Origin of the sequence: Sporosarcina sp. P17b, assembly GCF_002743115.1 — a bacterium.
Taxonomy (GTDB): Bacteria; Bacillota; Bacilli; order Bacillales_A; family Planococcaceae; genus Sporosarcina; species Sporosarcina ureae_C.
Genome location: NZ_PDYP01000029.1, coordinates 1 through 13,040, shown reverse-complemented (window position 1 = coordinate 13,040; position 13,040 = coordinate 1). Strand labels below are relative to the sequence as shown.

15 protein-coding genes are annotated in these 13,040 nt (G+C 40.0%); 8 read left to right on the top strand and 7 right to left on the bottom strand.

The genetic code is table 11. The features are described 5' to 3' along the window. Positions 1-346 precede the first annotated feature (346 nt). From wrbA to CSV76_RS16670, 8 genes are all read left to right on the top strand, one after another. Positions 347-958 carry an NAD(P)H:quinone oxidoreductase gene (gene wrbA, locus CSV76_RS16705; RefSeq protein ID WP_099626281.1) on the top strand — a complete coding sequence of 204 codons (612 nt, stop codon included), beginning with the start codon at positions 347-349 and terminating at the stop codon, positions 956-958. A 164-nt stretch (positions 959-1,122) separates the two neighbouring features. Next, positions 1,123-1,467 carry a DUF6568 family protein gene (locus CSV76_RS16700; RefSeq protein ID WP_099626280.1) on the top strand — a complete coding sequence of 115 codons (345 nt, stop codon included), beginning with the start codon at positions 1,123-1,125 and terminating at the stop codon, positions 1,465-1,467. Between the two features lie 340 nt (positions 1,468-1,807). Next, on the top strand, positions 1,808-2,959 hold the full coding sequence (locus CSV76_RS16695) for an ABC transporter substrate-binding protein (RefSeq protein WP_099626279.1): 1,152 nt from the start codon (positions 1,808-1,810) through the stop codon (positions 2,957-2,959). Between the two features lie 109 nt (positions 2,960-3,068). After that, positions 3,069-3,953 carry a branched-chain amino acid ABC transporter permease gene (locus CSV76_RS16690; protein ID WP_029055115.1) on the top strand — a complete coding sequence of 295 codons (885 nt, stop codon included), beginning with the start codon at positions 3,069-3,071 and terminating at the stop codon, positions 3,951-3,953. A 4-nt stretch (positions 3,954-3,957) separates the two neighbouring features. Beyond that, on the top strand, positions 3,958-4,923 hold the full coding sequence (locus CSV76_RS16685) for a branched-chain amino acid ABC transporter permease (RefSeq protein ID WP_085427076.1): 966 nt from the start codon (positions 3,958-3,960) through the stop codon (positions 4,921-4,923). Next, positions 4,913-5,686, top strand: a complete 774-nt coding sequence (locus CSV76_RS16680; protein ID WP_085427075.1) for an ABC transporter ATP-binding protein — start codon at positions 4,913-4,915, stop codon at positions 5,684-5,686. The genes CSV76_RS16685 and CSV76_RS16680 overlap by 11 nt, the downstream gene beginning before the upstream one ends. Beyond that, positions 5,679-6,380 carry an ABC transporter ATP-binding protein gene (locus tag CSV76_RS16675; protein WP_085427074.1) on the top strand — a complete coding sequence of 234 codons (702 nt, stop codon included), beginning with the start codon at positions 5,679-5,681 and terminating at the stop codon, positions 6,378-6,380. The genes CSV76_RS16680 and CSV76_RS16675 overlap by 8 nt, the downstream gene beginning before the upstream one ends. Positions 6,381-6,481: 101 nt before the next feature. Beyond that, on the top strand, positions 6,482-7,546 hold the full coding sequence (locus CSV76_RS16670) for a DmpA family aminopeptidase (RefSeq protein WP_099626278.1): 1,065 nt from the start codon (positions 6,482-6,484) through the stop codon (positions 7,544-7,546). A 209-nt stretch (positions 7,547-7,755) separates the two neighbouring features. On the opposite strand, the gene CSV76_RS16665 is transcribed toward CSV76_RS16670, so the two are convergent. From CSV76_RS16665 to CSV76_RS17480, 7 genes are all read right to left on the bottom strand, one after another. Then, complete coding sequence (locus tag CSV76_RS16665; RefSeq protein ID WP_233204527.1) at positions 7,756-8,367, bottom strand: NAD(P)-dependent oxidoreductase; 612 nt, start codon at positions 8,365-8,367, stop codon at positions 7,756-7,758. A 4-nt stretch (positions 8,368-8,371) separates the two neighbouring features. Further along, the gene (locus CSV76_RS16660; RefSeq protein WP_099626276.1) at positions 8,372-9,133 is read right to left on the bottom strand and encodes a sirohydrochlorin chelatase; all 762 of its coding nucleotides are present in this window, start codon (positions 9,131-9,133) and stop codon (positions 8,372-8,374) included. Next, positions 9,130-9,906, bottom strand: a complete 777-nt coding sequence (cobA, locus tag CSV76_RS16655; protein ID WP_099626275.1) for a uroporphyrinogen-III C-methyltransferase — start codon at positions 9,904-9,906, stop codon at positions 9,130-9,132. Before cobA ends, CSV76_RS16660 begins: the two co-directional genes overlap by 4 nt. A 12-nt stretch (positions 9,907-9,918) precedes the next feature. After that, complete coding sequence (gene cysC, locus CSV76_RS16650; RefSeq protein ID WP_085427069.1) at positions 9,919-10,515, bottom strand: adenylyl-sulfate kinase; 597 nt, start codon at positions 10,513-10,515, stop codon at positions 9,919-9,921. A gap of 11 nt (positions 10,516-10,526) precedes the next feature. Then, the gene (gene sat / locus CSV76_RS16645; protein WP_099626274.1) at positions 10,527-11,669 is read right to left on the bottom strand and encodes a sulfate adenylyltransferase; all 1,143 of its coding nucleotides are present in this window, start codon (positions 11,667-11,669) and stop codon (positions 10,527-10,529) included. Between the two features lie 69 nt (positions 11,670-11,738). Further along, positions 11,739-12,446: a phosphoadenylyl-sulfate reductase gene (locus tag CSV76_RS16640; RefSeq protein WP_099626273.1), complete on the bottom strand. Its 708-nt coding sequence runs from the start codon at positions 12,444-12,446 to the stop codon at positions 11,739-11,741. A 160-nt stretch (positions 12,447-12,606) separates the two neighbouring features. Further along, positions 12,607-12,777, bottom strand: a complete 171-nt coding sequence (locus tag CSV76_RS17480; protein ID WP_158232678.1) for a hypothetical protein — start codon at positions 12,775-12,777, stop codon at positions 12,607-12,609. Positions 12,778-13,040: the final 263 nt, after the last annotated feature.

Below are 13,040 nucleotides of genomic sequence, written 5' to 3'. Positions count from 1 at the left end.
CCAGGGAGGTAAACGTATAGAAGTCGTACAAGGATTTCTATACAAAAAGGGTTCGATCATCAAAAAACGATGATCGAACCCTTTTTTGGCTCACTTCTGGCTAGTTATGTCCCAACCTCTTTTTTGAATAAGTTAAATAATTTGTGGTGTTCACTGAAATACTTGTGAAGATCATCATTTTACTATTACAGCTCATTCTTAATGGAAATGCAAACTACGTTAGTATAAAAATTATATGAGTGGAGATGATTAGTAAGAGAAATAACGGGGAAAGGAAGAAGGAATGGGTTCTCTTAGTATGAGCCTTTAAGGAAACAATATTTATCAAACTAAAGGAGATGTTTGGATGTCAAAAGTTAAGTTAGCAGTAATTTTTTACAGTATGGGTGGAACGAATTATCAATTAGCAAAGTGGGCAGAGGCAAGTGCGAAAGAAGCAGGCGCTGATGTGAAAATTTTAAAAGTACAAGAACTGGCTCCACAATCCGTAGTTGAAAACAATGATGTATGGAAAGCAACAGCTGATGCAACGAAAGATATTCCGGTAGCTACATCGGATGATATTGAATGGGCAGACGCAATTATTTTCAGTACGCCAACACGTTTTGGTAATATGGCTTCCCAAATGAAACAATTTCTTGATACACAGGGTGGTATATGGGCAAAAGGAAAGACTATAAATAAAGTTGTAAGTGCTATGTCTTCGGCTCAAAATCCACATGGCGGTCAAGAAGCAACCATCTTATCGCTATATACTTCGATGATGCATTGGGGTGCGATTATCGTTCCACCAGGATATTCGGATCCAGTAATCTTTGGTGCAGGTGGAAACCCTTATGGAACTAGTGTTACAGTCGGTCCGTCTGGTGAGATGATTGAAGATGTAGAAGCCGCTGTTAAATATCAAGCTAAGCGTACGGTCACAGTAGCAGAGTGGGTTAAAAAAGGAATTCAATAAAAACAAAAAAACTCTGTCCAAATAGACAGAGTTTTTCTTTTTTGATTGATCAATGAATCTGACTTTAAAACTAGTGACCGAAATCTACTTGTGAGCATTTACTTGTTTAAGTGCTAAAACATTGCGGTATACTACTATTAACAATGAAAGGAGATTGATCATAAATGAGTTATGAAGAAAATGTAGCTAGTTTTGATAAAATTGATTCCGCAAGAGCAGACGAACTAGTAAAAGGGGACGGAGAGGCTGTAATCTATGTCGGTAAATCTGTATGTCCTTACTGCCAAACCTTCGTTAAGAAACTAAACAAAGTAGCCGAAGAAACAAATGCCCACATCTATTACGTTAACAGTATTGAAAACGCTGATATGAAAGGTGTTTCTGCTTTCCGTAATGAGTACGACATAACAACAGTACCTGGCTTCATCTACACTAATGGAGACACAGTCAACGTTAAATGTGATTCTTCTATGTCTGAAGAAGAAATTAAATCTTTCATGAACAAGTAATCGATCGAAAACTATATGAAAAAGATCCTTCATTCATAGTGAATGAAGGATCTTTTTCATTTTGGTTTTTATTTAACAAGCTGTTGTATAGGCGAGTAAGAATTGAACTTTTATAGGCTGGTTGATAGTTTTAAAAGTTTTGAAAATAACACCCTATATTAATAATTATAGAGTATAATCAGAATATTAGTTATATTACTATTTTGTCAAGAAAAGCAGAAGGTCATATTCGACAGTCATAAAATAACTAGTATTGTGACAAATGGTATAACTAACAAATTATTGAGAGTTGTATAATTCTCAATGATTGAAACTTCAATCAAATAGGGGGCTGGGTAGAATGAGTAAAAGAAGTAAACTCTTGTTTACGGTTTTAATGGTTTTTACATTAGTAATGTTAGCCGCATGTGGGAACTCATCAACAGATGATACTGAAAGTGCAGATTCTGATGATGTTGTAAAAGCAAAAGTAGGCGTTATTTCATACTTAACTGGTCCAGGTGCTAGTTATGGTGAAGCGATCACAAACGGAATCAATCTTGCACACAAAGAAATTGCTGAACTGGGGGAAGTTGACATCGAGTTGAAGATTGAAGACTCCGCTGGTAAACAAGAAGAAGCATTATCAGTTGCACAAAAATTAATGAACTCAGAAAATGTAGACGCAATTATTGGACCTACTTTAAGTACTGAAATGCAAATCGTTGGACCGGAAGCAGATTTAAACGGCGTTCCAATTCTAGGTACATCAAACACAGCTGAAGGTATTCCGCAACTTGGAGAATATGTATTCAGAAACTCGATTCCTGAGACATTAGCAATTCCTGCATCTGTGCAGAAAGCTATTGATAAATATGGCGCTAAAAAAGTTGCTATTTTATATGGAAATGATGATGTATTCACAAAAGCAGGATATGACACGATGAAGCAAGTTGCTAAAGATTTAGATTTAGAAGTTTTAACAACAGAAACTTTCCAGTTAGGACAATCTGATTATAAAGCACAATTAACAAAGATTAAGAGCCTTAACCCCGATTTAGTTTTAGCTTCTGCTCTTTATAATGAAGGTGCAGTAATTCTTGATCAAGCCCGCAAAATGGGAATTGACGTACCATTTGTTGGGGGTAATGGTTTTAACTCACCAGAAGTTATTAAAATTGCTGGCGATGCTGCAAATGGTTTAATCGTTGCAACTCCGTGGTTCGCTAAGAAAGATGACGAGAAAGTTAAAAAGTTTGTTGAAGATTATGAAGCCGCTTACGGTATGGAGCCAGACCAGTTCGCAGCACAAGCATACGATGGTTTTTATGTAATGGCTGAAGCAATTAAAAATGCTGGTGAAGCAGACCGTGATGCGATTCGTGATGCACTTGCTGAAATTAAAGATTTTGAAGGTGTTTTAGGAAATATGTCATTTGATGAAGAAGGCGACATTATTATGGAGCCAACTGTTTTAATTATTGAAGGTGACGAATACGTAGTATTTGAATAATTTTTAGGGAAAGGGGCTGGGGTTTTCCCAGCCTTATTGTTTTCTAAATAACACACGGAAAATATGAGTGATTATAAAAGTCGAAAATGAAGAAGGAGGAGGAGGACTATTGCTAATTGAACAATTAATAAATGGTCTAACATTAGGGAGTATCTATGTCATTGTTGCGCTAGGTTACACGCTCGTATTTGGTGTGTTGAACGTAGTAAATATGGGGCATGGGGAAATCTTTATGTTCGGAGCGTTTATGGGCGTCGTCGTCACGAATATATTAGGTTGGCCATTATATATTGCATTTGTTGTAGCCATTGTCGTGACGGGAATTTTAGGCTATTTTCTCGAGACATTTGCGCTACGACCATTACGAGGAAAAGAGGGTGTCTCACATCTTGCGCCTTTGATCAGTACAATCGGTGTTTCTATTTTTCTTGAGAACGTTGCACATCACTTTTTTGGTTCAGGTAACCAACCATTCCGAACGTCACTTTCAGAATTAAAATTTGTTTTAGGATCAACAACTGTTTACTACGTTCAAATTATTATTTTTGTTATTGCTATTTTACTTATGTTCGGACTTACTTTTTGGTTATCTAAAACAAAGGCAGGAAAAGCATTACGTGCAAGTGCGGAAAACTTAGCAGTAGCCAGTCTTCTCGGTGTAAATACGAAGAGAACGATAACGCAAACTGTTATTATTGCATCTGCAATGGGTGGAATCGCTGGAATTTTAGTCGGAATTGCTTTCAACTCTGTTAACCCCCAAATGGGTTTATCTTTCGGACTTAAAGGATTAGCTATCATTATTTTAGGTGGGTTAGGTAATGTAAGAGGGGCCATGGTAGGTGGTTTGATTTTAGGGATGGCTGAAACATTTATCGTAGCCTATGGAGATTCAGGTTATCGTGATGCTGTTGCGTTTATCGCAATCATTGTTATTTTAATCGTACGACCCCAAGGAATCTTTGGAACAGCTACAACTGGAAGAAAGGGTTGATTAGATGTTAGGCGAATTAATAAACCCATATTATCTACAAGTTATTTCTTTTATTTTAATTAATATTATCCTGGCAGTTAGTATATACATAACGCTTGGAACGGGACAATTATCACTGGGGCATGCAGGTTTTATGAGTATAGGTGCGTACACAACAGCTATTCTTACGCTTAATTATAATATGCCGCTTGTACTCGGCGTCATTATAGCTGCGATCTTTACAGGGATTGTTGGGACATTAATTGGTATACCCGCTTTAAGATTACAAGGTGTTTATCTCGCTATTGCAACACTTGGGTTTGGTGAAGTCGTTCGAGTCCTTTTCATTAACTGGGAGGGTTTAACAAACGGTGCCATTGGCTTATCAGGCATTCCGCATCTTGGAAGAGAAATACTTAGTTTAAGTAAAAGTATAGGAATAGAACCTGATATGTTTGGATTGAAAAACAACCAGTTCATAAGTTTAGCTGTCTTTTTTGTTTTACTCATTATAACGATTTCAGTCATTTGGTTTTTCGTGAGACAGAATAATTCTAGAATTGGACGTGCTTTCTCCGCTATTAAAATGGATGAAGAAGCATCAGAAGCAATGGGTATTAATATTACGTATTACAAAGTGTTAGCTTTCGGTCAAGGTGCAATGTTAGCAGGGTTTGCAGGTGCATTATATGCCCATTTAATGGCGTACATTAGCCCATCAGACTTTGATTATCACAGAGCAGTAGAAATATTGATATTCTCTATTTTTGGCGGAAGCGAAGTTATATGGGGATCCATATTCGGAGCTGTGTTCTTATCTGCAATGCCCGAATTCCTACGTTTTATCAACGAATATCGATTTATGATTTATGGTGCGCTTCTGGTTCTTATGATGGCGTTCCGTCCACAAGGAATTATCGATGTAAATATGATAAACCGATTCAAACGATTGAAACCTAAGAAGAAAGGGGAGAAAAATCATGGTGCTTGAAATAAAGAAGATCAGTAAAAACTTCGGTGGTATCCAAGCTTTAACCGATGTCTCGTTTTCAGTGGAAGAAGGCGAAATACTTGGTTTAATTGGGCCTAATGGTGCTGGAAAAACGACGATGTTTAATATGATTACAGCTATGTATCCTCCTAGTTCTGGTGATATATCGTTTGTCGGCAATCCACTATCAAATCTGAAGCCGCATCAAATTACAGAAAAAGGTATCTGTCGTACATTTCAAAATATCCGTCTGTTTTCTGACTTAACAGTACGTGAAAACGTTATGGTAGGTAATCATTGCCGACTAAAAACGAATGTGATGCAAAGTGTATTTCGTACGAAAGCTCAAAAAGCAGAAGAAGCTAGAGTCCTGGCGACTTCTGATGAGATACTAGAAGTTGTTGGCTTAGCGAATGACAAGGAAACAATTGCAAAAAACCTTTCCTATGGCGCACAGCGAAGATTAGAAATCGCAAGAGCTTTAGCGAGTAGGCCAAAGTTAATTCTCCTTGATGAACCAGCAGCTGGTATGAATGAAAAAGAAACGAATGATTTATTTAATTTAATTAAAAAAATCCAAACATTGGATATTACGGTGCTGCTGATCGAACATGATATGCCACTAGTGATGCGTGTTTGTAGTAGAATTGTCGTTTTGAACTTTGGTAAAAAAATTGCAGAAGGTACACCGAGCAGTATTCAAAACAATAAAGAAGTAATTGAAGCCTACCTCGGGGTGGAGGAGGAAGATGAGCTTGCTTAAACTAGATAACATCAGTACCTTTTATGGGAAAATTCAAGCGTTAAAAAGTATAGATATAGCTGTAGAAGAAGGGACAATCGTAACGATTTTAGGAGCCAATGGTGCGGGTAAGACGACAATGATGAATACCATCGCTGGGCTTTTAAAACCTAAAGAAGGCACAATCCACTATTTAGGAAATGATGTTACAGGCCGTCGACCAGACCAGCTTTTACGAAAAGGTTTAGCACTTGTCCCAGAAGGTCGAGGTATTTTGGCAACAATGACTGTTTTAGAAAACTTGGAAATGGGTGCATATCATCGAAGTGATTCAGAAGTTGGCGCGGATATTGAAAAAGTGATGGATCGCTTTCCAATTCTGAGAGAAAGAAAAGAGCAATACGGTGGCACACTTTCAGGTGGACAACAACAAATGTTAGCGATTGCCAGAGTGATTATGTCTAAACCAAAGCTTCTTTTACTAGATGAACCTTCAATGGGGCTAGCACCGATCATCGTTGCAGATATATTTAAAATTATTAAAGAAATTAATGAAGCTGGTACGACTGTATTACTTGTTGAACAAAATGCGCGACAAGCCTTAAAAGTAGCAGATCGTGGGTATGTACTTGAAAATGGGAAAGTAGTAGCTTCTGGTACTGCGAAAGAATTATTGCAAGATGATACGATTAAGAAAGCTTATTTAGGTCATTAATCAAGATTGAAGAGGCAGTAGAACTTTGCTGCCTTTTTTTATTTTGTTGAAATTGCGAAGAACAATTTACGTAATTAAAAATTTTACTTGGAGTGAATAATATGAACTTACATGAATCTAAGAAAGTTAGAGATAGGGGTATTATCATTGGCCGTCTTCCAACGGGTATCAAAAATTGTATCACGGATGTAAAAGGCGTAAAAGTTGGACATGTCACACTAGATCATCCATTACAAGGAGATGATTACGTAGCTACAGGCGTGACTGCCATTTTACCGCATGGCGACAATCTGTTTATGAATAAAGTAGTAGGCGCAAGTTATATTTTAAACGGTTTTGGAAAAACAACAGGACTCGTTCAAGTAAATGAATTGGGCTTGATTGAGTCTCCGATTATGCTGACAAACACGTTTGCAGTCCCCGCAGTGACCCAAGGTACCCTACAATATATGTTAGAAGAAAGTCCTGAAATTGGAGACACGACGGGAACGATCAATCTGGTTGTTGGGGAATGCAATGACAGCCGACTGAATTCAATCCGTGAGCTAGCAGTTCAACCTAGTCATGCAATCGATGCTATTAAAGAAGCTTCTACTGACGCTTGCTTGGAAGGGGCAGTTGGGGCTGGAAAAGGCATGATTTGTTTTGGCTATAAAGGAGGAATTGGTTCCTCATCACGAATAATTACGGAGAGTGAAAGTGGAAAGAAGTATACGGTTGGTTGTATAGTCCTTAGTAATTTCGGAAAAAAGGAAGACTTTCAAATTGAGAAATATAAATTAAGCGACAACCCGTATATCCCGACATACCCTAGTCCCGCTGATGGATCGATCATGATAGTTTTGGCGACAAATGCACCGCTTAGCAATAGGCAGTTACGCCGAGTAGCGAAAAGATGTGGTATCGGTCTTGGGAGAACGGGAAGTCACTTTAGTAATGGTAGTGGTGACGTTGTCATCGCATTTTCAACTGCTCATAAAATTCCGCATTTCACAAGAGAAATGGTAGAAACAAGACAACAATTAAGAGATGATCATTCTATTATGAATGACCTTTTTCTCGGTGCAGCTGAAGTAGCGGAAGAAGCAATACTGAATTCCCTATCACAGGCTATAACGACGACAGGACGGATGGGGAATATCGTCCACGCCTATCCGTTTGACTAGTTTTGCTGAAATTAATTTCAGCAAGAGCAGACGAACAACGTCGAGGCTGTAATCTATCCGTATGTCCTTACTGCCAAATAGTCGTTGGGATACTCAACAAAGTAGCTATGAAGAAGAAATTAAATCTTTCATGAACAAGTAATCGATCGAAAACTATATGAAAAAGATCCTTAATTCGAAATGAACTAAGGATCTTTTTTATTTCGTTTTTAATTAACAAGTTGTTCTGAAGGAGAGGTTTTCTGTAGTTCGTTCAGAAATGTTTGCCGCTCGTCTGTGTTATGGAGATAAATAGGCTCAATAGCTTCTTTCAGCCATGCTCTGCGCTCTGTACGATCCGCAACGTAGTGTTTCACATACTGTCGAACATCAGCGAGGAAATCCAAATACTCCTCATATCGTTCATCATAGGTTTCCGCAATTTCGTCACGGATCTTTTTAGCCAATGAGGGACTTGAGCCACTTGTCGATACACTGATGATCAGTTTACCCCGCGCAGTGACAGCGGGAATCTGTGCAGTGCCTAAAGATGGATTGGAAGCGTGAACGACTAATTTTCCCGCATCTTTTAATTGCTTGGCGAGGCGATCGTTCACTGCTTCATTATCTGTTACGAGCAAGGTGAGAAAGGCGGTCGCAACATCTTCCCATTCCGCTTCTTTCGTAATGAGCGTAACCACACCTTGCTGTTCAAGTTCTTCAAAAGAGGGATGAAAAGCAGGACTGATAATAGTTGGATGAATACCGAATCGGCGGAGGTTAAGTACTTTGTGATAGGCGACATGTCCGCCACCGACTACGAAGATATTCGATTCATCCATCTTTTCAAGCATAATGGGGAACATTTAGACCACGTTTCCTTTCTGCTGCTTCATTAGCCCTTTCATTCAAGATTGCATGAATAGCTGGATCGTAACCGAGTGCAGGACATAAATGAATAGCGGTTGTTGTTTTTGTTTTCTGTAGTGTTCGCTCAATCGTTTTCATTAAAATACCAGTGAATAATAAATAGGGTAAAATATATAGATTCTTCGGCTGCTGTTCTAACAAACGCTCAAGTTCTTCTTCAAAAAAAGGACCACAGGCGGCAAGATAACCCACGCTAACATTTTGTAGCGTCGTTTTCTCTTGGAAAATCCTTTTGATATCTGCAAAATCATCGATCGTTGCGGGGTCGCTACTGCCCCTTCCAATCAATAATATCGATGCATCTTTGGGGACAATTTCTGTTGTTTGATGCAATCGCTCAATCAGCACATCGACCATTCGTTCATCGACGCCAATTGGGTCTCCGTAGTAAACAGGAATATCAGGATACTTCGCCATGGCGCCTTGCAGCTCAATGGGTATGTCCACATTGGCATGGCCTGCGCGTAATAACAGGAAGGGGATTGCGACAATTTCCGTCGCACCACGCTCTATACAACACGCAACACCTTCTGCAATAGAAGGATCAGCAAGTTCTAAGAAACAGGCTTCTTGGATAGGGGCAGCTTCAGTTCTCATCGTTTTCTCGATGAATGCTAAGGCTGCCTGCTGTCCTTTCTTTACACGGCTACCGTGACAAATATAGAGGATCGCTCTCATACTAGCGCCTCATGCAAATGACGTTCATCACTCGATTCCTCGAACCACTGTAACTCGTCGCGTAAACGGACAACTTCACCAATGACAATCATACTTGGATTCTTGACATCTTCAAGGCGTGCCGTTTCCGTCATAGTATAAAGTGTTGCAGTAACTGTACGTTGCGTCTCTGTGGTCCCCCAATGAATAAACGCAACAGGTGTATCTGGATCCTTGCCATGTTGAATTAATTGCTTCTGTATATAGGGAAGATTACTGACACCCATATAAATTGCAAGTGTATCAATACCTTTGGCAAGAGCCTGCCATTTCTCAGCTTCTTCGGCTCCTTCTTTACGATGGCCCGTGACGATAGCAAATGATGCACTGTAATCACGATGAGTAACGGGAATACCTGCATAAGCAGGAGCAGCGATTCCAGAAGTGATGCCTGGAATCACTTCAAATGGGATGTGATGCTTAACCACAAACGCTGCTTCTTCACCGCCGCGACCGAAAATGAATGGATCGCCGCCTTTCAGACGTACGACTTGTTTACCTTGCTTCGCATGCTTAACCAATAAGAAATTAATCATATCCTGCTGGACGAAATGATGCTTCGGAAGCTTGCCTACGAATATCAACTCCACGTCCGGCTTTGCGTACGTTAAAATCTCTTGATTGATCAGTCTGTCATAAAGAATTACATCCGCTTGCTGTATAGCCTTCACTGCTTTGACGGTCAATAAATCTGGATCTCCTGGACCCGCTCCGACTAGCCAAACTTTTCCCATTCTAACCACTCCTCAATTAATCCATTTTTTATCACGCAAGTAGCCGATTAGTTGTTCGACACATTCTTCCACAGTATATTTATCCGTTTCCAATGTAAGTTCAGGATTTACTGGTGCTTCATAAGGTGATGAAATCCCGGTGAACTCAGGAATGACACCGGCACGCGCTTTTTCATATAAACCTTTTGGGTCACGTTGTTCACAAGCGTCTAGCGGACAACTAATATACACTTCGACAAATTCGTCTTCTTCAACAAGGCGTCTCACGCTGTCACGATCTTCCTGGAAGGGGGAGATGAATGCTGTGAAAACAAGTTGACCACTATCGATGAATAACTTTGAAACTTCACCGATGCGACGAATATTTTCTTTTCGTGCTTCATCAGAAAAGCCAAGATCTTTATTCAAGCCGTGGCGGACGTTATCTCCGTCAAGTACATAAGTATTAGCGCCGAGATCATGCAACCGACGAGCGGCTGCATTTGCAATAGTGGATTTACCCGAACCGGATAGACCGGTAAAGTAGAGAACTGCGCTATGATGACTGTTTTTTGCTCGTTGTTCCTCTTTAGAGATTAATTGGTCATGCCATACAATGTTCTTTGTCATTTCGCTTCTCCTCACTTCACCAGTTCTTTTTCTTGTAAGCCATTGATCAATACATCGACAACTTCTTTACGACTGAATTCCGGTGGAGGCAAGATTCCGTTTTTCAACATCTCCCGTACTTTGGTTCCTGAAAGAATGACATGATTTTCACTGGAATGTGGGCAAGTTTTTGGCGTCGCCATGTTGCCGCAAGTCTTACAGAAGAAACTGTGTTCAAAGAAGAGTAATGTAATACCGATTTCATCCGCTGTAAAGTTCGAGAAGATCTCTTGGGCTTCATACGTGCCATAGTAATCGCCAACGCCTGCATGGTCACGACCGACAATAAAGTGGGTACAACCATAGTTTTTGCGTACAAGAGCATGGAAAATTGCTTCGCGTGGACCTGCATAACGCATTGCCGCAGGGAACACAGCTAGCTTGACACGATCTTCAGGATAGTAATCGCGCAGCAGAACTTGATAACTTTCCATCCGTACATCTGCAGGAATATCATCTGATTTCGTTTCCCCAACTAGTGGATTGAGTAATAGGGCATCGACAATCTCTAGTGCAGTTTTTTGAATATATTCATGGGCACGGTGAACAGGATTACGTGTTTGGAATCCGACAATAGTCTTCCAGCCATTATTTTCGAACGCTTGACGAGTTTCAGAAGGATCGAAATAAAACTCAGCAAAACTTTTCTGTTCAATTCGTCTAATCAATTTGATTGGCCCACCTAAATAGATATGGCCGCGATCGAGTAACTTGGCTACGCCAGGATGAGCGCGGTCAGCTGTCTTATAAACCTTTTCCGCTTCTATTTGTTGATCAGGTTCAAAAATGTCTTTAATTTCAAGTGTTCCATAGATATCACCTTGGTACTCAAGCAAAACCGTGTCACCTATTGAGTAAGCAGAACGATCCTTAACAGGTAACGTAATCGGTAAACTCCAAATAGTGCCGTTTGCTAAACGAATATCGTTAACAACTGTGTGATAATCTTCAGAAGTCAAGAAACCTGTTAATGGGCTGTATGCTCCTGTTGCGATCAGTTCCAAATCACTAACCGATGTAGCATCAATTGAAATTGTCTTGTGTACTCCTTCAATTGAAAGAGTGGGTTCGTATAAATTCACTAAACTGCCGCCATGTGGTTGTATCGTTGTCATTTTATAAACACCTAACCTTCTTATAATAATAAGTCATATCGAAATACTTGGTTTTGAATCTAAAAAAATTTACGTATGCAGTCCGCATTCTGTCTTACCGCTTCCTGTCCAACGTCCAGAACGCATATCTTCTTCGGTGAATGCTGGTTTTGTACACGTTGCACACCCGATACTCGGGAAACCTTGATCGTGAAGCACGTTATAATCGAGTTCATGTGTATGGGCAAAGCGCCAAACATCTTTCCATGTCCAATGAATCAGTGGACACACTTTAATCTTTTTAAAACGATTATCTAAGTTCAAATACTCTGTAGAACTTCTCGTTTCGGATTGTTCTCTACGTAATCCCGATATCCAAGCAGTGGAAGGGGAAATCGCTTCTTCCAACGGCTGAATCTTACGCAAATCACAGCATTGATTCGGATTGGTTTTCCAAAGGTCCAAGCCATATTGTTCTGTTTGTTCATCGATAGTCAAATGAGGTTGTTGTAAATGAATTTGAAGCTGTGGATAACGCTTTTTTACCTTTTCTATCGTTTCATATGTTTCTTTAAAGTGATAATTGGTATCCAAAAAAACAATCTTGGCATCTGGCTTCACGCGTGAAATTAGTTCGATCAATACAATGCCTTCGATACCAAAGCTACACGCATAGACTAGTTTTTCTCCATAGTGTTCATACGCCCATTGCAATACTTCAGAAGCCCCTTTTGTCTCGGAATCTGCTGGAAAATCCGGCAAGACCGATATCTCTTTCCACGATTCGAATGTGACCATTCCATACCCCCGCTCTCTTGTTATATTATTAACAGTTTAACAGATAATTAAAAATAGTCAATGCAAATTAGAATAGTAGGGATTGAAATTTTTTCTGTTTTATTTGTGGGTGAATTGAGAGCGAGGATTTGGGGTTTGGTGTGGTAAGTAAGAGTCGGCGTTAGGTAGTTGTTTTTGCAATAACTACCTCTTTTTTGTTTTTTGCAGAGGTAGTAGTTTGACTGGCAATGTAAGTGGGGCGATCATTGGCCCCACTTCGGCGGTGGTGGATGGCTTCCGCAATGAGCCAGTCAGGAAGAGCGCCTGGCTGTCTCATTACTACGCCTACCACTGTCAGCCGCCTACGTTAGATTATGTGTAGGGCAGTTATGATTCTTCTTTTGCAGGAATAGTAACTAGTACTACCCAGTCACTGGTTTTATCTCCTATAAACCACAAACAAACTTGATAAGTACTTGGTAGCGCAGGCACAACTGCGGGGTAGGCCGTGGTCATGAGACAGCAGCAGCCCCACCGCCAGCTGGCTCATGGCTGTAGGCAATCCCCACGTGCCTGCGCGAGTCCAAAGCATGACCCTCACTACTTTCAACGACA